Source organism: Nocardia sp. NBC_01327 (assembly GCF_035958815.1).
GTDB lineage: Bacteria > Actinomycetota > Actinomycetes > Mycobacteriales > Mycobacteriaceae > Nocardia.
Window position 1 is genome coordinate 2096023 of sequence record NZ_CP108383.1, and the last position, 20133, is coordinate 2116155.

The following is a 20133-nucleotide window of genomic DNA, read 5'->3' on the forward strand; positions in this document are numbered from 1 at the left end:
GCCTACCCGACCGCTGCCGTCTCGGGCAGCTGATCGGCCATGGCGACCGTCTCGGCGAGCAGATCCGCCGTCGAGACCAGTTGCTGCCGCGTGTGTTCCGAGGTCATGAAGAAGCGCAGGCGCTCCTTGCCGACCGGGACCGCCGGGGCCGAAATGGCGCCGGCGTACACTCCGCGCTGCAGCAGCACCCCGGAGACGAACCCGGCGCGAATCTCGCCCGGCACGATCACCGGGAAGATCGGCGTGCCCTGCGACTCGCCCAGGTTCAGTCCGCGCTCACGCAGGAGCGCATCGAAGAGCCGGGTGTTGTCCCACAGCCTGCTGACCCGCTGCGGTTCCGCCTCCAGCACTTCGAGACCCGCCAGCGCGGCGGCGATGGTCGAGGGCGCCGGACCGCCGGTGAGCATCGCCACCCCCGGTGCGGCGGCCTTCATGGCGCCGATGAGGTCGGCATCGGCGGCGATGAAGCCGCCGCAGCTGCCCAGCGCCTTGGACAGCGTGCCCATCCAGATATCGACATCCGCGCCGGCCATGCCGTAGTACTCGCGAATACCGTGTCCCCGCTCGCCGAACACACCGAAGGAGTGTGCCTCGTCCACCATGACCGCGCAGTCGAATTCCCGTGCCACGGCCGCCAATTCGGCGACCCTGCCCACGGTGCCGTCCATGCTGTAGTGGCCTTCGAGCACCACCAGCGCCCGATCGAAGCCGCCGCGCGACATGCGCAGCACCGCGCGCAGTGATTCGGGATCGTTGTGCCGGAAGTTGATTCGGCGGCAGCCCGCCCACTGCGTGCCGGAGACCACGCTGCCGTGGATCAGCGAATCGCAGATGGCCACATCGCCCTCACCGAGCAGGAAGCCGATGACGCCCGCATTGGTGAGGTAGCCGCTGGTCGTGACCATGGCATCGCCGACATCGTAGATACCGGCCAGCCGCTGCTCCAGCTCGCCGTAGAGCGGGATCTCCCCGGCCACGATCCGGCTGGCCGAGGCCGAGGCGCCGTACTGGTCCAGGGCGTCCTTGGCGGCCTGGATCACCTGCGGATGGTGCGAGAGCCCCAGGTAGTTGTAGGCGCTGAAGTTGACCAGATCGCGGTCATCGGCGTGAATCACGGTGTCGTTCGGCCCGGTTCGGGCCAGGAACAGCGGATTCACCAGCCCCGACTGTGCGCTGATGGCGGTGATCGCGGCCTGTTTGGCCACCGTCGCCGCCACCTCCGGATGGTCGGCGAACTGGCGGCCGGGACCGCGCACCTGACGGGCCGGTGCGCCGGCGGCGGGCCTGGGTGCGGGGGCCTGAATGGTGGCCGTTCCGCCACCGGTTCCACTGCCCGCCAAGAGTTTCCGTGCTAGATCGCGTGCTGATTCGGTCATGCCGTCACCTCCACCGCTGTGGGCGCCGCGTCGCTGGGTGCGCCGATAAGGATTTCGGCAGCGCGAGTTCCCGCCTGCTGCAGCGTGAAGGTACGCCCCAGTTTCAGCGAGATCAGGTCGATGCCGAGGGTCTTGCCCACCAGTGCGCCGAATTCGACCGCCATGAGCGAATCGAGGCCGAGTTCCGGCACCGGCACGGTCAGATCGATGGAGTCCGCGTCGACCCCCATGACCACCGCCAATTGTTCGGCGAGCATGTGCGCCACCACATCTCCGCGCTTCTGCTCATCGAGCGCGCGCAGTGCGGCGACCAATTGTGAGGCGGCCGAATCATCTTCGGCCGCCGCCGCGATCTGTGCCTCCACGCGGCCGGTCATGGCGAAGAACGGCGCGGTGGCCGAGACCTTGCTCCAGTCCACCGGAATCATGGCGACCTGGTGGTGCAGGCCGAGTTCCAGTGCGCGCTCCAGGAATTCGGTGCCCTCGTCCATATCGACGGAGTCGAATCCGGTATTGCGCAGGTACCGCGCCAGATTCTCCTCGGCCTCGGCCATACCGCCGCCGGACATATGGCCCCAGCCGACGGCCAGCACCTTGCCGCCGTCCCGGGCGACCACATCGGCGACGGACTGCAGCGCCAGATTCGCCGCGGTGTACGAGTACTGGCCGACACCACCGAAAATCGCACTGCCGGAGGAGAACAGCACGAACAGGTCCAGTTCCGCCCCGGCCAGCGCGAGGCCGTGCCGCAGCGCTCGCGCACCCTCGATCTTGGGCCGGTACACCGAGGCGAGGCTGTCGCGGTCCATGACAGTGATGCGCTTGTCGTCCACGACGCCCGCGGTGTGGAATACGCCCCGCAGCGGATGCTCGGGGGAGTGGGCGCGGCCGATGACCGCGGCCATGGCCTCGGCATCGGTGACATCCGCGCGCTCGGTGGTCACCTGTACGCCCTGGTGCTCCCACGCCGCGAGCTGATTGCGGCTCGCATCGGTGGTCGCGCCGCTGCGGCCCAGCAGGGTCAGATGCCGTGCACCCAATCCGACCAGCCAGCGCCCGATCGCCAGGCCGAACGCGCCGAAACCGCCGGTGATCAGGTACTGCGCTTCCGGATCGACGGTGACCTTCGGGATCTGCGGACGCACCAGTGGCGCTTCGGAATCGAGGCTGACGGCGATCCGCCCGATCTGGGTGGAGCGCGCGACATCCTCGAATGCCCGGACCACATCGTCGGTGTCGTACAGCGTGAAGGGCAGTCGCTTGTACTTCCCCGAGGCCAGTGACGCCTCGACCCGTTTCATCCGCTCCACCGATTCGACCCGGCGCAGTGCGAACATGCGGTCCAGATCGAAGGAGTGATAGGAGATGTTCTTGTCGAAGAAGCGCAGATCCAGCACGCCGCCGCCGTAGATATCGGCCTTGCCGATTTCCACGATGCGCCCGAATTCGGCCACCGCCTGGAAGTTCCGGCGCAGGATCTCCCCGGGTGCGGTGCTGATCACGATATCCGCGCCATTGCCGTCGGTGAGCGCGAGCACATCCTCGGCGAAATTCAGCGAACGCGAATCGAGCACGTGATCCGCGCCCTGTTCCAGGACGTACGCGCGCCGCTCCTCGGTGCTCGCCGTGCCGATGACAATCGCATTGTGCAGCTTGGCGATCTGTACCGCCGCCGAGCCGACACCGCCGGCCGCGCCGTGCACCAGCACCACCTCACCGGCCTGCAGATGCGAGAGCCCCAGCAGTGCGTGCTCCGCGGTCGCGAATGCCGTATCGCTGGTGCAGTATCCGGGCTGATGCTCCTCGGGCACCTGGGTGACGAGGCCGCGATCGGTGGTGTGGAAGCGGCCGAACATGCCCTTGGAGGACATGATGACCTTGTCGCCGACCGCGAGATCGGTGACGTCCGAACCGATTCGGACGATGACGCCGTCACCCTCCATACCCGGAACGAGGCCGAAGGCGGTGCCCGCGAGCTCCTCCTCGCCGAGGACGCCGAGCACCTTCAGGGGATCCTTGAAGTTGAGGCCGATGGCCCGCAGCCGGACCTCCACCTCGTTCGGTCCCGGCGCCTGCCGGTCGCAGCGCCGCCAGCCGAGGCGGGACAGCACCCGCGACTTCGGCAGCTCCAGGGTGAAATTGGCCTCCGGATCCGTGAGCGGCACCGGCTCGTCCAGGCCGTCGATCCGGCCCTGCAGTGAGGCGTCGACCACGGTGACCCAGCGCAAGCCGTTGCGCAGGAACACCTCATCGGAGTGGTCGTAGGTGAATGCTCCCGGAATGGTCAGCTCGGCCGCGAGTTCCTTGGTGGTGACCTCGGATTCGATATCGACCAGTCGCCAGCGCAGTCGCGGCTGCTCGTTCAGCAGCACCCGGCGGGCGCCCAGCAGCGCGGCGTGCGCCGGATCGGGCGCGGTCTCCTCGTGCGGATGCGCGAAGGCGTGCTCGGTAATGAGGGTGACGTGCATGGAACCGTCGCCCATGATCGGCACGTCCACGCCGCGCTGCGTGACCCAGTCCTCGAAGAATGCCTCGAAGGCGACGGCCACCCGGCGCAGCGTCCACAGATTGTCGAGGTCGTCGTATTCGTTCCCGGCGACCAGCACGACGTGCAGGCGTTCCACACCCTCGTGCGCGATCGCGGCCTCGAGGCGTTCGCGGACAAGGGTTTCCAGATCCTCGCGGCTCGGCTCGCCCAGCACGAGGGTTTCGCCCCGGCCCGGCGCGACGATCTCCGCGGCGCGTGCGCTCGGCTGTGTTCCCAGATCGAAGACGAGCGTGAACGCCGCCTCGGCGCTGGGCAGCCCACTGCGGTCCACCGGCTCGCGCATTTCCCAGCGGTCCTCGTAGAAGAAGTCCGTCATCCGTTGCAGCGCAGCGCGACCCGGTGCGATGGAACCGAAACGCATACCGATGATCTGCAGGACGACCCGCTGCTGGGCATCGAGCAGATCGATATCGGCGACCGGGGCGGCGCTGGTATCCAGCCGCGCCACCACCGTCACCTGATCGGGAATGATCCCGAAGGCCCGGACCTCGTCCACGCCGACCGGGACCATGGCCCCGTCCTCCGTGCCGCCGGTGCCGGCGAGCAGGGCGGCCACGCTCTGCAGCGCCGCGTCGACCACGGCCGGATGTGCCAGATGCCCGGAATCGGTGGCGATAGTACCGTCGAGAGTGGCCAGGACCGTCGATCCGGAGACCCGGATCGACGTGGTGCGCTGGAAGGCCGGACCGTATTGCAGTCCGCGCGCGGCCAATCCGGCGTAGAACGCGGCAGGGTCGACGTCGTGCATCTCGTCGATCTCCGGCAGGGTCACCGTGGGCGGTTCGAAAATGCCCTCGACGAGCCTGCCGGTCGCATTGGTGGTCCACAGCGCATCGGCCTTGGCGCGCGAGCGAATCGTGAAGCGCCGGGTGGTCTCCTCCACGTGCAGCTCGAGGGTCGGAGCCGTGCCGTCGTCGATGATCAGCGGCGCCAGGAATCGCACCTGTTCGACCCCGACCCGGGTCGATTCGGTGCGCAGCGCCGCCGCGCTCAGTGCCGCATCCAGATACGCTGCGCCGGGCAGGATTCGGGCTCCGCCGACCACGTGGTCCTCGAGCCAGGGGTAGGCGCCGACGCTGAGCTGAATCCGCCACGAGGTGGTCGAATTGTTCAGGTCCGGATCGCCGAGCATGGTGTACACGCCGGGTGTTCCGTGCTGCAGCTGCTGGAAGACCGCCAGCTCATGGCGCAGGTGGGTGCGCTGCCAGGGGTAGCGGGGCAGCTCGATGTGCGGGGTGACGAGGTCCCCGAACAGCGCGCCTATATCCAGTACTCCCGCGCTGTAGAGCCCGGCGATGGTCTGCCGGATGCTCTCGCCGTCGGCCTGCTTGCGATCCAGTGTGGCGACGGTGGTGCCGGTTTCGTCCGCGCCGATGAGGATTTCGCGAATATTCGCACCCAGCACCGGATGCGGGCCGACCTCCAGGAATACCCGGCTGCCGGTGCCGACCAGGGCGGTGACGGCATCGGCGAAGCGGACGGGCTGCCGCACATTCGAGCACCAGTATTCGGCGTCCCAGTCACCCGCGGTGACGGTCTGCCCGGTGACGGTCGACAGCAGCGGCAGCGTCGGGTCGGACAGCTTCACATCGGCGAGCACGGTGCGCAATTCGTCGAGAATCGGCTCCATGAGGTAGCTGTGATAAGGCACCTCGACCTGGAGTCGGCGCGCGAAAACACCCTGCTCGGTGAGACTTTCGGCAATCGCGTCCAGGCGCTCCACCGCACCCGCGAGCGTGACGGCGCTCGGGCTGTTGACGGCCGCGATATCGACCAGTGCATCGCCGTCGATCAATTCCTGTGCGGCGGCGCGGGGCAGGCCCACCGCGAGCATGCCGCCGGAACCCGCGGTGGTGGCCTGCAATCGGGCGCGGTGATAGCTGACCAGCAGCGCGTCGTGCAGCGAGAGCATGCCGGTGACATAGGCCGCCGACACCTCGCCCACACTGTGGCCGACCACGGCGGCCGGGTGGATGCCCAGCTCCGCGAGCATGGCGAACAGCGCCACCTGCACCAGGAAGTTGGCGGGCTGGGCGATCGCGGTGCTGGTGACCCGCGATTCCTCCTCGGGCCGCCGCAGCTCCTCGATGATGGACCAGCCGGAGATCTCCTGGAACTCCGCATCGATACGCTCCGCCTCGGCGGCGAAAGTGCCACCCGCCGCGAGCAATTCGCGGCCCATGCCCCACCATTGCGGGCCCATGCCGGTGAAGACGAAAACCGGTTCGGCGACCTTGCGCGGAATCACCTTGGTCGCGGCGCGGCCACTGCCATTGGCGAATTCGATGAGGGCGTGCACCAGTTCGGTGTCGTCGGCGAAGGTCAGACCGGTCCGGAACTGGTGGTGCTGACGGCGCGTCCACGCCGCCTCGGCCAGCAGGCCCGGGTCCGCGCCGTCGGCGATCAGCTCGGCGAAGCCGCGGGCCAGATCGCGGGCGGCCTGATCGGTGCGCGCCGAGAGCGGCAGTACGCCGAAGTGCCTGGGCTGCCGCACCGCCTCGGCCGCCGGCAGATATTCCTGCAGGATGGCGTGCGCATTCGTGCCGCCGTAGCCGAAACCATTGACCGCCACGGTCATTCGCTCGACCTCGGGGCCGACGGTTTCCGCCTCCAGCTGCAGTTTGATGCCCAGCTCGTCGAACGGGATATCCGGGTTGGGCGTATCGAGCCAGCCCTGCGGTGCGATGGTGCGCTTGGAAATGGCCAGCGCGGATTTGATGATGCTGGCAATGCCCGAGGCGGCCTCGGTATGCCCGAGCTGCGCCTTCACCGAACCGACGCCGACCGGCTCGGTGCGGCCCTCGACCTGACCGTAAGCCCTTCCGATGGCCCGCAATTCGAGCGGATCGCCGACCGGGGTGCCGGTGCCGTGCGCCTCCACGTAGGTGACCTCGTGCGGTGCGATGCCCGCCCGCGCGGACACCTTCTTGGCCAGGGCTTCCTGCAGATCGGCATTGGGCACGGTGATCGCGGTGGTGCGGCCGTCCTGATTGGAGCCGGTCGCCTTGATGACCGCGTACACCCGATCCCCGTCGCGCTCAGCGTCTTCCAGCTTCTTGAGCACGACCATGCCGGAACCCTCGCCGCGACCGTAGCCGTCCGCCGCCGCGTCGAAGGGCTTGCTGCGGCCGTCGGTCGCCAGGAAGCCGCCCTTGCACATGGTGACGAAGGCTTCCGGCTGCAGCAGCATGGTGACGCCGCCCGCCATGGCGACCGAACAGTCCCCGTTCTGCAGCGCCTGACAGGCGAGATGCAGTGCCACCAGTGAGGACGAGCAGGCCGTGTCCACCGTCAGCGCGGGGCCGACCAGATTGAGCGCGAACGCGATTCGGTTCGACAGCATGGTGTACGACGCACCCGCCGCGGTGTGCATATCCACGTACGGCAGCGCCTCGGTGGTATTGGAGACCGCGAGTTGATCGAGGGTGAACGCGCCGATGTAGACGCCGATCGACGTCCCGGCAATATGCCCCGCGATGCCCGCGTCGTCGAGCGCCTCCCAGGCGACCTCCAGAATGAGCCGCTGCTGCGGATCCATGGATGCCGCCTCGCGCGGCGAGATCCCGAAGAAGTCGGGATCGAAAGCCCAGGGGTCGCCGGTCATGAAGGCGCCCCGCCTGGTGTACATGCGACCGGGCGTACGCCGGTCCGGGTCGTAGTAGCGGCGGTAGTCCCAGCGCGTGGCCGGAATGTCGACGACGCCGTCGCCCTTGTTGATGATGAAGTCCCAGAAGGATTCCGGTGAATCGATACCACCCGCGTATCGGCACCCGATTCCGACAATGGCAATGTCAGACACTACGACTCCTCGGCAAAAAATTGAACTGGTGATTTCCCCCCCCGAGCAGGCTTTCGCGGGTCCGGCGCGCTCAGGGCGCCGCCGGAACCGGCTGCCGCAGCATGAAATTCATCGCAGGTCCGGTACTCCCGATACGGACCTGGCGATCGACGTCGTAGCCGAATGCGTTGTAGTACGCGATATTGCCGTCCTTGCAAATCCCGCCGACGGTCTCCGACCGCTCATCGGCCAATGCGTCGAGCCAATTGACCAGCGAGCGCCCCACTCCGGCGCGCTGCACCGCCGGATCCGCGCCGAGGTACACCATGAAGTGGTGCCCCTCGGTGGGTCTGACCTCGGCAATGGCCTCGTCCACGTGCATGCCCCGGGTGGTCCCCGCACCCATGGCCCACAGCAGCATCGGTCCCGAGATCGCTTCTCGCCAAAGCGATTTCCGATATCCCGCCGGATACCAGAGCAGTGCGCCCACCACCTTGCCGTCGACCGTGGCGACCGCTGCGCCGTCGGCGGGCAGGAAACGGTACCGAATCATGATGCGCAGCATGCGCGGTGATCTGCGGTGCCGATCCGTTTCGTCGGGGAAGACGTACTCCTCGATCGGGTCATCGGTCGCGAACGCCCTGCAGATGATTCGCGCGATGTCGTCGATGTCGTGCTCGGTGGCTCGGCGGATTACCGGTACAACCGACTGATCCAAGACTATCCCTCTACTTTGTGCTACCTGATGCCCGGCCGCGCTGACGGGCAGTTCTGCACGCCCATACCCAGGGCGGTAGCACTTAGGCTACTGACCAGTAGGTTACATTGGCTAGTCCGAGCCGCGACTGATACAAGTTGTGGCATAGAACAATTCGCTGAACCATTGCCAATGCGCCGGGGATCGCTTAAGGTATCGCGCTTAAATCAACTGTCGCGCAATGCAATTGACCCAGACAGCTTTGCCGGAATTCATGCCCCGGCAAGGAATGCGCGATCAGAGCAAAGCTTGAGCGGTGGTGTAGGCGAGCAGGGTTGCGCCGAGTCCCGCGATCACGCTGACGCTGACATTCAGTGCGGCATAGAGATACGCGCGCTGCTCGGCCAGCCGGACCGTCTCGTAGCTGAAGGTGCTGTAGGTGGTCAGCGCACCGCAGAAGCCGGTGCCCAGGAGCGCGAAGAACGGCGATGACACTGCGGCCCCGGTGATTCCGCCGAGCACCAGGCAGCCGATGAGGTTGACGGTGAAGGTGCCCCAGGGGAAAAGACTGTCGTGCCGGGTCTGGACCGCGCGATCGGTGAGGTAGCGCAGCGGCGCACCGACAATCGCGCCGAGTACCACGAGTAGGGCCGTCACTGTGCGACCTCCTGCCTGCGACGGAGTGCGGCCGCGTGGACGCCTCGGGTCAGGCGCATGGCGGCCAGCGCTGCCAGCAGCGCGCACAGCAGTGTGGCCGCCAGATAGGTGAAGGCGAGTGCGACGGTGCCCGGCTGAATCAGGGCCCGCGTCTCATTGGCATAGGTCGAGAAGGTGGTGAAACCACCGAGAATGCCCACGCCCAGGAACGGGCGGGTCAGCGGATGGGCCTTGCGAATATCGGTGATCACCACCATGAGCACGCCGATGAGGAAGCAGCCGATCACATTGGTGACGAAGGTAGCCCAGGGAAACCCGCCGGCCGGGGTCGGCCACACCTGAGCCAGCCCGTATCGAGCCAGTGCTCCGAGTGCGCCGCCCGTCGCGATGACGGCCAGTACCAGGCCGTGTGTCGCGGAGAGTTCCTGCCGCTGCCCGGAGGTATGCAGATCGACATCGGGATCGATTGCCGTGAAGGGTGTTCCATCCTTCTCGGTCCGCTCACTGGTCACACACGTCTCCTACCTCAGCCACCCGCAGGTGTTCCATGGGTAGGGACTGTTGGCGGCCACCGTGCCGCGGTTGTTCCGAATCGCCGGATTCATTCCGGATCGATCGGAGCGGCGAGCCCCACCGCCGCATCGGTGACCAGGATAGTCAACGTGTGTGCGATTGCGCGCATCGATGACCTGAGGGAGGCGCGCGACGCGTGTCACATTGCTTGACTGAAAAATTGGTCAGGATTACGTTGTGGGAGTCCGCTGGGCGGCCGTGATGTGCGCACGGTTGCGGGACCAGCGGATCTATCAGCTTTTGGCGCGCGGAAAGTAGGGAGTCCTGGCCCGAAGCCCCATACGAGGAGTGATGTGATGCGACGACGCCAGTTCATGCGGACGAGTGCGGTGACCATGGGTGGGCTACTGGCCGCGGCCTGTGACGGCCCGATCTCGTCCTGGTTCGGTGATTCCTCGACCACGGCGGACGATGGGCGTTCCTGGGTGATGCCCGATGAGGGGGAGCCGCACAAGCGCACCTGGATGGCGTTCGGGGCCAGTGAAAGGATCTGGGGCGCACAGCTTCTGCCGCAGGTGCGCGCGGATCTGGCCACCATTGCCACGACCATCGCCCGATTCGAGCCGGTGTCGATGCTGGTGCGCCCGGGTGAGCTGGATCTGGCGCGGGGCATGGTCGGCCCGAACGTCGAGCTGATCGCGACCGAGATCGACGATCTGTGGATGCGCGATACCGGTCCGGTGTTCGTCAGGGGCAATGGCACCAGGGCCGGGGTGGACTTCAACTTCAACGGGTGGGGCGGTAAGCAGGAACACCGGAAGGATGCCAAGGTCGCCGGGTTCGTCGCCGGGCGCGCGGGTGTCGAAACCGTGCATACCGATCTGGTGCTCGAAGGCGGCGGTCTCGAAGTCGACGGACAGGGCACCGCGCTCATCACCGAATCGTGCGTGCTCAACAACAATCGCAATCGCGGGTGGAAGAAGTCCGATGTCGAGGCCGAGCTGGACCACCTGCTGGGCATCAAGAAGGTGATCTGGCTGCCGGGCATTGCCGGGCACGACATCACCGACGGCCATACCGATTTCTATGCCCGATTCGCCGGGCCCGGCGTGGTTGTCGCGGGCCTGGATACCGATCCGGATTCCTTCGATTACGACGTCACTCGCCGCCATCTCGACATTCTGCATTCGGCCACCGATGCGGCGGGTCGCTCGCTGCGGGTCGAAACTCTCGAAGCGCCTACGGAACTGCGGGCCCGCGGGGCCGGTGACGATTTCGCGGCGGGCTACATCAACTTCTATGTGTGCAATGGCGCGGTCATCGCCCCCGAATTCGGGGATGCGGACACCGATTCGGCCGCCGAGGCGACGCTGACGCGGTTGTTCCCGGATCGGCAGGTCGTGCAGATCAATATCGATGCCATCGCGGAGGGCGGTGGCGGCATTCACTGCACCACCCAGCAGGAGCCTGCCGCCTAGTGATGCTCGGGCGTCACCCGGCTGTCGACTACCGCGACGGGGTGGTGAGCAGCCGGGTGGCGCGCAGGGCCAGATAGAGCTCCGCGGTCTGCTTGGGATCGGTGTAATCGCGCCCGGTGAGTTCCTGGATGCGGCGCAGCCGATGGTGAATGGTGTTGCGGTGGTAGTGCAGCCGGGCCGCGACGGCGGTGCTCGAACCATTGCATTCGAACCACATGTCCAGGGTGTCGAGCAGGGTGGCTCGTTCCTGCGGATCGGGTAGATCGAGAACGGGCCCCAGAATGTGCTGGGCCAGTTCCTGTCCGGCATTCGGGGCGTGCGCGATGAACAGTGGGATGGCCGTATCACCGTAGGTGGTGACCGCGACGGCGCCGGGTTCGGTGCAGTGGCAGGCCAATTCGGCTTCGCGGAGCGCGGCGACGGCCTCGGCGGGCGTGGTGAAGGGGCGGCTCAGGCCGATGCGACCGGTGGCGGACGCGCGCAGCAGGGCGGGCAGTGCGGCGACCGAGCGGGCGGCGGTGAGGCTGAGCAGGCCGATCTGGGTGTCCAGCTCGGTGAGCCAGATGGAGTTGATATACCTTGCGGCCAAATGGGTTTCGATGCCCTCGAGCGCGCAGACGCCCCGGGTCGCGAGCTCCGCGCTGACCACCACGAAGGTTCCGGACTGCGGAAGTTGCAGGTGGCGCGCGACTTCCCACAGTGCGTTGCTGTCGATATTGCCGTCCAGCAGGGAGCGCAGCATCAGCCGCCGCTCCTCGCGGTCGCGGCGTGCGCGGTCGGCGACATGCCCGCTGTAGGCCTCGGCGGCCGCGCTGGAGTACTCGTCGATGATCTTCCACACCTCGGAGGCCAGGTGCGGCAACGATTCTCGCGACCCCTCGCCCACCTCGTCGAGTAGCCGGTCCCAGATGAGCCGCCCGCACAGCCGGTAGGCGTGCAGCAGTGCGGCCAGCGGCACGCCCTGTTCGGCCTTGAGTCGTCCGGCCGCCGCGGCGGCGGTCAGCGAGACGTGCCCGGATCCGGCCAGCTGGGTGAGCACCGAGGCGACATTGTCACGCACCGAATTCGTGAGTTGGTCGTCGGTGAGCTGGGTGGCTTCGGCGTAGGCGTGATCCCCGGCGCGAATGTGCACAACCAGATCGGCGGTGAGCTCCTCCAGCCGGGCGAGCAGGCGCTGCGCGAGCACAGTCGAATGGTCCAGTTCAGGGCGGATCGCAACCGACATGGGCTGATTTTAGTCGCCGGGTGGTCGATTCGGGTTGTGCTCGAGCACAGTCGCACGCCCGGCTATTGGAAACTCGCGCCCATGGTGGCGGGCGGTCCCCGAGCGGCACCATCGAATTCGGTAGTGACCCAGGCCACAGTGTCGCCCGGGGCATCGGAGCGAGGAAAGAAGTTCGAGCATGTACGACTACGTTGTCGTCGGAGCCGGATCCGCCGGGTCGGTGCTGGCCGCGAGATTGTCCGAGAACCCCGATGTCACCGTGGCGCTGATCGAGGCGGGCGGCGCCGATACCGCCGACGAGATCCATATCCCCGCCGCCTTCGGCTCCCTGTTCAAGAGCCGCTGGGACTGGGATCTCGATACCGAACCGGAGCCGGGACTGCTCGGCCGGCGCGCGTATCTGCCGCGCGGCAAGATGCTCGGCGGCTCCAGCTCGATGAACGCCATGATCTACATTCGCGGCAATCGAGCCGACTACGACGAGTGGGCCGCCGGCGGTGCGCAGGGCTGGGGGTACCAGGATGTGCTGCCGTATTTCCAAGTGGCCGAGGACAATGAGCGCGGCAAGGACGCCTATCACGGTGTCGGCGGACCGCTGACGGTGGCGGAGGGGCGCTCGCTCAATCCGCTCGGCGACGCCTTCCTGGAGGCCGCCGAGCAGGCGGGGTATCAGCGCAATGACGATTTCAACGGCGCTACTCAGCTGGGTGTCGGCCGCTATCAGGTGACGCAGCGAAACGGCATGCGGTGCAGTGCCGCCGTGGCCTATCTGCACCCCGCCGCCACCCGGCCGAATCTCACGGTCATTACGGATGCGCTGGCGCACAAGGTGATTCTCGACGGCGGCCGGGCGGTGGGCGTGCAGATCAGCCGTGGTGCGGAGCTGGAGGAGATTCGCGCCGAACGTGAGGTGGTGCTGGCGGCCGGCGCGTACGGGACGCCTCAGCTATTGCTGCTGTCGGGCGTCGGACCCGCGGATCAATTGCTGCCCTTGCAGATCGAGGTGCAGCACGAGCTTCCGGTGGGCGAGGGGTTGCAGGACCACCTGATGGTCATGCTGAACTACCTCACCGAGCAGGAATCGCTGATGACCGCGCTGACGCCGGAGAATCTGGCGCTGCTGCAGGGCGAGGGGCGGGGGCCGCTGACCTCCAATGTCGGTGAGGCGGGCGGATTCTTCGAGAGCAGAGCCGGTCTTTCGGGCCCGGATGTGCAGTTCCACCAGGCGCCGGTGCTGTTCTACGAGGAGGGCCTCGGGGCGGCGGTCGCGCACGGGTTCGCTATCGGCTCCTGTGTGCTGAAGCCGACCAGCCGCGGCCGGGTGACGCTGCGTTCGGCCGCGCCGGATACCGCGCCGCGCATTCTGCACAACTATCTCGCCACCGAGGCGGATCGGGCCAGCCTGCTGGCGGGATTGCGGATCGGACTCGATATCGCGAGCCAGCCGGCGCTGCGGGCCGTGCGCACCGGAGATTTCACTGTGCCGGAAGGTGATTCGGACGCGGAGTTGCTGACCTACGCGCAGCGCACCGCGCAGACCCTCTATCACCCGACCTCCTCGTGCGCCATCGGGTCGGTGGTGGACAGCCGGCTGCGGGTGCTCGGCCTCGACGGCCTGCGGATCGCCGACGCCTCGGTCATGCCCAGCGTGACCCGGGGCAATACCAATGCGCCCACCATCATGATCGCGGAGAAGGCCGCCGCGATGATCCTCGAAGACGCCGATTCGACTGTAGGAGTGCAGGAATGAGTGCAACAGCGGACACCATCGAAGCGGCGGTCAAGGCACTGCGCGCGGGTGAGGACGAATGGGCCCGCACGCCGCTGTCCGGACGCCGTGCGCTGCTCGATCAGATCCACGCGCTGACCGAGGCCAATGCCGAGGAGTGGGTGCGGATCGCGGCGGGCATCAAGGGGTTGCCCGCCGATTCGCCGCTGCTCGGCGAGGAATGGGTGAGCGGTCCGTATCCGCTGCTGACCGCCACCACCGCGCTGGCGGGCAGCCTCGCCGCGCTGGAGGCGGGACGCAGTCCGGTCGACGGATACGCCATTACCGCCGCGCCCGAAAACCGTTCGGCGGTCAAGGTATTGCCGCACGGCATCTTCGACTGGCTGCTGCTCAATGGTTTCACCGCGGAGGTGTGGACCAAACCGGGTGTGGACGCGAGCACCGTGCGCGCCAAAGCCGGACTGGCACAGCTCGATCCGCAGCGAACCCATGGCATCGGCGTGGTGCTGGGCGCGGGGAACATCTTCTCCATCGCGCCGCTGGACGTGCTGTATCAGCTGTTCGCCTACAACCGGGTGGCGGTGCTGAAGCTGAATCCGGTGACCGATCCGCTGCTGCCGGTCCTCGAGAAAATCTTCGCCCCGGCCATCGAGCGGGGCTTCGTGCGCATTCTGACCGGGGGAGCGGAGGTCGGGAAGGAGCTGGTCGACCATCCCGATATCGCCGCAGTGCACATGACCGGCAGCTCGATCACGCACGACGCCATCGTATTCGGCGGCGGGGCGGAGGGCGCGCAGCGTAAGGCGGCGGGTACTCCGCTCATCGACAAGCCGATCACCAGCGAGCTCGGCGGCATCTCGCCGACCATTGTGGTGCCGGGCAAATGGTCGAAGGCCGATCTGAAGTTCCAGGCCGAGCATCTGGCCACCCAGCGCCTGCACAACAACGGCTACAACTGTGTGGCCTCGCAGGTCGCGGTCATCAGTTCGGACTGGGAGCAGAAGGCCGAATTCCTGGCCGCGGTCCGAGAAGCGTTCCAGCGGGCCCCTGTTCGCACCGACTACTATCCGGGCTCGGCTGCGCGGGTGAGCGCGGCGCGCACCGCCTACCCCGATGCGGAGGCCGTCGGCAGCGACGGTGCCCGGACTCTGATCTTCGGCCTGCACGCCGACGAGGCGGAGGACGCACTGCGCGTGGAGTACTTCGCACCGGTGTTCGGCGTCATCGAATTGCCCGGCGCCGGAGGCGATTTCCTGCGCGAGGCCGTACAGGCCGCCAATGAGAAGTTCGAGGGCACGCTCGGCGCGAACATCATCGCCCACCCCGCCACCATCAAGTCGCTGGGCGCGGAATTCGACTCGGCGGTCACCGATTTGCGCTATGGCACCATCGGCATCAATGCCTGGACGGCGGTCGGCTATCTCACCGCGCTGGCCAGCTGGGGCGCTTTCCCGGGGCACACGCTCGACAATGTCCAGAGCGGAATCGGCGTGGTGCACAACGCCTTACTGATCGACGATCCGGAACGTACCGTTGTGCGCGGCCCGTTCCGCCCGTCCCCGCGATCGCTCGTGAACGGTGAACTGTCGCTCGCCCCGGTGCCGCCGTGGTTTGTCACCAACCGCACGGGCGTCACCACCGGTCGCCGCCTGACGTACTTCGCGGCCAGCCCGAGCTGGGCCAAGATCCCCGGCATCTTCGCCTCGGCGCTACGCGGCTGAGGACCTGAACGGAGCGGCATGCGGGTCGGTATCGCCGCCGGCCCGCTCCACTTCGCCCGCAGCCTCCGGACTGACCGGTCGGCTGTATACGCTCGGAGGGCGAGGCGAAGGAGTGATCATGCCGAATGACAATGCCGACCTGGTGATTCGTGCGGGAGCGGTGCACACGCTGGTTCCGGGCCAATCCGTGCAGCGGGCGATCGCGATCATGGGCGATCGGATCGTGGCGGTCTCCCCGGACCCGCACGGACTCGGGGACTGGATCGGTCCCCAGACCGTGGTGATCGACAGGCCCGAGGCGACGGTGCTGCCGACCTTCGACGACACCCACACCCACCTGATCATCGCCGGCAACAGCGCCCACGATGTGCCCGTCCACCTGGCGAACGATATTCCGCAGCTGCTCGACATGATTCGCGAGCGCGCCCAGCAGACCCCGCCCGGCCAGTGGATTCGCACCACCGCCAACTGGCAGGAGATCAATCTGCCGGAGCGGCGCTTCCCCACCGCCGATGAGCTGGACACCGCCACCGATAAACACCCGGTATTCCTCATGCGCGGCGGCCACAATGTCGTGGTCAACAATCTCGCGCTGGAGCTGGCCGGAATCACGGCGGAAACCGCCGATCCGGCGGGTGGGCACCTCGGGCGTGCCGCCGACGGCCGTCTCACCGGACTGGTGCAGGACAATGCCATTCCACTCGTGGCGCGACTGCTGCCCGCAGCCACCGCCGAACAGCGGGTCGAGGGCTTGCGCGCGGCCAGCCTCGACTACGCCGCCAAGGGCATCGGCCTGGTGCGTGATGCCATGGTTCCGGTGGACGATCTGGCCATCCTGCGCACGGCCATGGAAACAGGCAACCTCAATGTGCGAGTCCGGGCCATGGCCTCGGCACTGGGCTATTCGACCGTCGAAAGCGTCGACGAGCTCCTGGACCGACTCGAGCCGTGGCGCGACCGCGCCGACCCGTGGTTGTCGGTATGGGGTGTGAAATTCGGCCTCGACGGCGGTATCGAAGCCGGAGCCACCCGCGAGCCCTACGCCTGCGACCACAGCTTCTTCGGCTACCTGACCTGGAAGCCCGAAGTGCTCATAGCCGCCATGGACCGAGTTCTGTTGCGAGGCTGGAAGATCGGCACCCACGCCTACGGCGACCGCGCCATAGAAACCCTGCTGGATGTCTACGCCGAGCTGCAGCGCCGCTACCCCGACCTGCCCGCCGGATCACTGGTCATGGAACACGGTGGCCTGGCTGACGCCGAACTGCGCTCGCGCACAGTACAAATGGGCATCCCCGTAACCATCCAACAGCCACTCCTGCACGACGTAGCCCGTATCGAAGACACCTACTGGGGCCCAGACCGCGTCAACGCCCTCTTCCCCGCCCGCGGCTGGCTGGACCAGGGAGCCCTGGTCACGGGAGGCTCCGACTACCCCGTAGGCCGCTACGGCGCCATGCGCTCAGTCTGGGGCATGGTCACCCGCCAGACAGTCACCGGAGTACGAGGCCCAGAACACGCCATCACCACCGCCGAAGCAATCGCCCTCCACACCACCAACCCCGTTGCCTTCCTGGCCGATTCAGATTCCCGAGGCTCCCTAACCCCAGGCCGCCTAGCCGACCTAACAATATGGAACCTAGACCCCACCACCGCCACCCCAGAACAACTACAAGACCTGAACCCCACCCACACAATCATCGGCGGCCGCCAAATCCACCACCCCACCTAACCCCGCCCCACCCCTAGACCGCAGATCCACCAAAAACCAAGCGACTCCAGGTCTTTCGCGTTTTGTTCTCGAGAACGGCACCACAGCCGGTCGACTCAGCCGGTACCGCACAGCCCCTCCCAACTGCGGAAGGTAAACCGGGTACCCCTCCCCACGTGCCCAGCACGGCCATCTCGGGCTTTGCCCGCACCCCCGTGCTGACCAACCCTGCCCGGGAGGCAAGAAACCCAGGTGCACCGACCGTTTCGGCATAGAAACCATCGGCCACCGGGGACGGAACAGCGGGTGTCTCAGCGGCACAACGGTTATCGGGTCTGTGCCATACGGATACCTGCTGTGCGGTCGGCGAGAAGCGCTGTGTGGTGCCCGCTTCAGGTGGTTTCGAGGCCGAGATGAGGTCGGTGCACCTGGGTTGCGTGCGTCGAGAGGCGGTGTTCGGGTTTCTGGGTGCGGGCAGGGCCCGAGATGGCAGTGCTGGTGACGTCGGATGGGGTACCCGGCTTACCTTCCGCAGCAGGGAGGTACCTGCGGTACCGGCGGGGTCGACCGGCTGTGGTCCGGTTTCAAAGACAAATACGAAAAGACGAAGAACCCGAAAGACCAAGACAGGCAACGGCTTGTAGCACCGTCAGGACCAGCCTGACGGTGTCTACAAGGGGGTGGCCCGCCTATTCGCGGACGGGGGTGGGGGTGGTTTTGCGGGCGTCGAGCCAGGCTTGCCGCCGTTCGCGTTGTGCCCGTTCGCGAGTGCGGATCTGGTTCAGGGCACCGGCCATCACCTCACCGGTGTGGTGCATGTGATTGACCTGCGGGGTCCCGGTCGGGTCGATATGGGTGGGGGCGATCCACCCGGTCCGGCCCGGGAAGGGTGTGTCTTCGCCCATGACGATGGTTTTCCAGCCGCCGGGACCGTCGTGGATCATGGCGTGGCACCCATCGCACGCCAAGGTCAGGTTGTCGATATCGGTACGCCCGCCCTCGGCCCACCCGGTGACATGATGGGCCGCGGACACCGACGCGGGGGCACTGCACCCGGGGCGGGTGCAGCCCTTGTCGGAGGCGATCAACGCCAGTCGTTGTGCGGGACTGGCCAACCGGTCCCGGCCTCGCCCCAAATACAGGGGCATTCCGGCCTTGTTCAGCACCACCAGCAGGGGCCGGGTTCCGGCAGCAAGTTCCAGGGCTTGCGCGATGGTCAGGGTGCCCCGGTCGCGGTGGTCGCGATCCCGGCACCCCGCTCCACATCCTCGAGGCGCATGGTGATGATCGCCTCGACCGGCAGGCCGCGGTGGGAGCCGAGTTTGGGGCGGTCGAGCTGAAACCGCAGCACCGCCAGCAACGCATCGTGGTTGCGTTGCGCGGCCGAGCGGGTATCACGCTCGGCGGCAGCCTTGAGTTTGGTCCGGTCGAGGGTGCGGTCGGCGACCTTCGGGCTGTCCGGATCAGCGGGGTTGCACATACCCGGGCGGGCGAACTTGGCCAGCAAGGGTTCCAGGACTTCCCGCAGCGGTTCGGTGATCTCCCCGATCAGCGGGGACATGGCGTCGGCACGCTTACGCCCCAGGGTGAGCCCGCGCATGCGGTCGCGGTCCTTGTCCTGGGTCAAGGTGCCGTCCGGATCGATGTGCGCCAGGATGATCTCCCCGAGATCGATCAGTTTGTCCGGGCTGCCGGTACGCGCGTAGGTGGTCAAAACGTCCTGCGCGAGGTCTTTCTGGCCCGGGTCGGCGGCGCACGGGATGCGCTTGAGGACCTGCGTGATCCGGCGCACGTGATCGACCGAGATCGCCCCGGCCCGTTGGGCTTCGGCGACATACGCCAGTTCCGGTTCCAGGTCCCCACCCAGGGCTGGTTGCGGGCTCAGTTGCTTGGCAGCGTTGACCCGCGAGGCGGCGTCGGCGTGGGACAACCGCAGGGTTTGTTCGAGGAATTTGATCGGGGAGGTTGATCCGGCGCGGGCGGCCAGGGAGCGGGTGCAGGTTTCGGTGACGAAGCGGTGTTTGACGGCTTCGAGTTTGCGCATGCTGGTCTCGACCTCGCCCATGAGCGTGATGAATTGTTCGTCGCACAGGGGGGTGAGGGAGGTGTTGAGGAGGTTTTCCACGGCGGTATCGAGTGCGTGTGCACTCGATACGATTGTGGTTTCTGCCCCCGGATTCATGCTTCTATTCTACCGTCGGGGAACGGGATCGAACAGGTGAATTGTGTTGTGATATAAGGATATTCAGACTGGCGGACCGTCCAGCATCTTTTCTCGTTCTTGTTCTTTTGTTCTTTGCTAGCCTTGGTTCCGAGCACTTCAACAGCAACGGGAGGTCCACGACCATGCAGCTATCACAGGAACAACTCGTGGATCTGGTCGGTGAAAAAGCTTCGGCGGCAGCGGCGTTCGGTGAGCCTGTCACCGCCGACGGCATTACTGTCATTCCGGTTGCCCGTGCATCCCTCGGATTCGGTGGTGCGTCCGGCAGCGTCGGCGGAGGTACCGAGGTGCGGCCGCTCGGCTATATCGAGATCCGCAATGGGGTGGCCCGTTATCGGCCGATTCGGGATACCCGGACCCGTATCCTTCTGCCACTCACCGCGATTGCCGCCGGATTCGCCGCACCGTGGCTGATTCGCTCGGTGAACACGGTGCGCAGCATCGGAATTCGTCGCCGGTCTGGTGCCGAGTAGCTG

General features: G+C 66.8%; 13 protein-coding genes. 5 read left to right on the forward strand and 8 right to left on the reverse strand.

Annotation, left to right across the window (positions count from 1 at the left end):
- Positions 1–2: 2 nt before the first annotated feature.
- From OG326_RS09115 to OG326_RS09135, 5 genes are all read right to left on the reverse strand, one after another.
- Positions 3–1376 (reverse strand): aminotransferase class I/II-fold pyridoxal phosphate-dependent enzyme, encoded by a 1374-nt coding sequence (locus tag OG326_RS09115; RefSeq protein ID WP_327144167.1) that lies wholly within the window; start codon positions 1374–1376, stop codon positions 3–5.
- Positions 1373–7723 (reverse strand): SDR family NAD(P)-dependent oxidoreductase, encoded by a 6351-nt coding sequence (locus OG326_RS09120; protein ID WP_327144168.1) that lies wholly within the window; start codon positions 7721–7723, stop codon positions 1373–1375. Before OG326_RS09120 ends, OG326_RS09115 begins: the two co-directional genes overlap by 4 nt.
- Before the next feature lie 70 nt (positions 7724–7793).
- On the reverse strand, positions 7794–8420 hold the full coding sequence (locus OG326_RS09125) for a GNAT family N-acetyltransferase (RefSeq protein ID WP_327144169.1): 627 nt from the start codon (positions 8418–8420) through the stop codon (positions 7794–7796).
- A gap of 276 nt (positions 8421–8696) precedes the next feature.
- Positions 8697–9056: a fluoride efflux transporter CrcB gene (gene crcB / locus OG326_RS09130; protein ID WP_327144170.1), complete on the reverse strand. Its 360-nt coding sequence runs from the start codon at positions 9054–9056 to the stop codon at positions 8697–8699.
- Entirely contained in the window at positions 9053–9568 is a 516-nt protein-coding gene (locus OG326_RS09135) for a fluoride efflux transporter FluC (protein ID WP_327144171.1), read from the reverse strand. Before OG326_RS09135 ends, crcB begins: the two co-directional genes overlap by 4 nt.
- 357 nt (positions 9569–9925) lie before the next feature.
- Between OG326_RS09135 and OG326_RS09140 the strand changes: the two genes are divergently transcribed.
- Complete coding sequence (locus OG326_RS09140) at positions 9926–11047, forward strand: agmatine deiminase family protein (protein WP_327144172.1); 1122 nt, start codon at positions 9926–9928, stop codon at positions 11045–11047.
- A gap of 28 nt (positions 11048–11075) precedes the next feature.
- Here the strand turns inward: OG326_RS09140 and OG326_RS09145 are convergent, their stop codons facing one another.
- Positions 11076–12272 (reverse strand): PucR family transcriptional regulator, encoded by a 1197-nt coding sequence (locus tag OG326_RS09145; RefSeq protein WP_327144173.1) that lies wholly within the window; start codon positions 12270–12272, stop codon positions 11076–11078.
- Between the two features lie 178 nt (positions 12273–12450).
- On the opposite strand from OG326_RS09145, the gene OG326_RS09150 reads away from it, so the two are divergent.
- From OG326_RS09150 to OG326_RS09160, 3 genes are all read left to right on the forward strand, one after another.
- Complete coding sequence (locus tag OG326_RS09150; protein WP_327144174.1) at positions 12451–14022, forward strand: GMC family oxidoreductase; 1572 nt, start codon at positions 12451–12453, stop codon at positions 14020–14022.
- Positions 14019–15722: an aldehyde dehydrogenase family protein gene (locus OG326_RS09155; RefSeq protein ID WP_327144175.1), complete on the forward strand. Its 1704-nt coding sequence runs from the start codon at positions 14019–14021 to the stop codon at positions 15720–15722. Before OG326_RS09150 ends, OG326_RS09155 begins: the two co-directional genes overlap by 4 nt.
- 118 nt (positions 15723–15840) lie before the next feature.
- Complete coding sequence (locus OG326_RS09160) at positions 15841–17454, forward strand: amidohydrolase (RefSeq protein ID WP_327144176.1); 1614 nt, start codon at positions 15841–15843, stop codon at positions 17452–17454.
- 668 nt (positions 17455–18122) lie between these two features.
- Here the strand turns inward: OG326_RS09160 and OG326_RS09165 are convergent.
- Together OG326_RS09165 and OG326_RS09170 are read right to left on the reverse strand one after the other, a co-directional pair.
- On the reverse strand, positions 18123–18581 hold the full coding sequence (locus OG326_RS09165; RefSeq protein WP_327144177.1) for an HNH endonuclease signature motif containing protein: 459 nt from the start codon (positions 18579–18581) through the stop codon (positions 18123–18125).
- 68 nt (positions 18582–18649) lie between these two features.
- On the reverse strand, positions 18650–19615 hold the full coding sequence (locus OG326_RS09170; protein ID WP_327144178.1) for a DUF222 domain-containing protein: 966 nt from the start codon (positions 19613–19615) through the stop codon (positions 18650–18652).
- 164 nt (positions 19616–19779) lie between these two features.
- Between OG326_RS09170 and OG326_RS09175 the strand changes: the two genes are divergently transcribed.
- Positions 19780–20130 carry a hypothetical protein gene (locus OG326_RS09175; RefSeq protein WP_327144179.1) on the forward strand — a complete coding sequence of 117 codons (351 nt, stop codon included), beginning with the start codon at positions 19780–19782 and terminating at the stop codon, positions 20128–20130.
- The last annotated feature ends 3 nt before the right edge of the window (positions 20131–20133 follow it).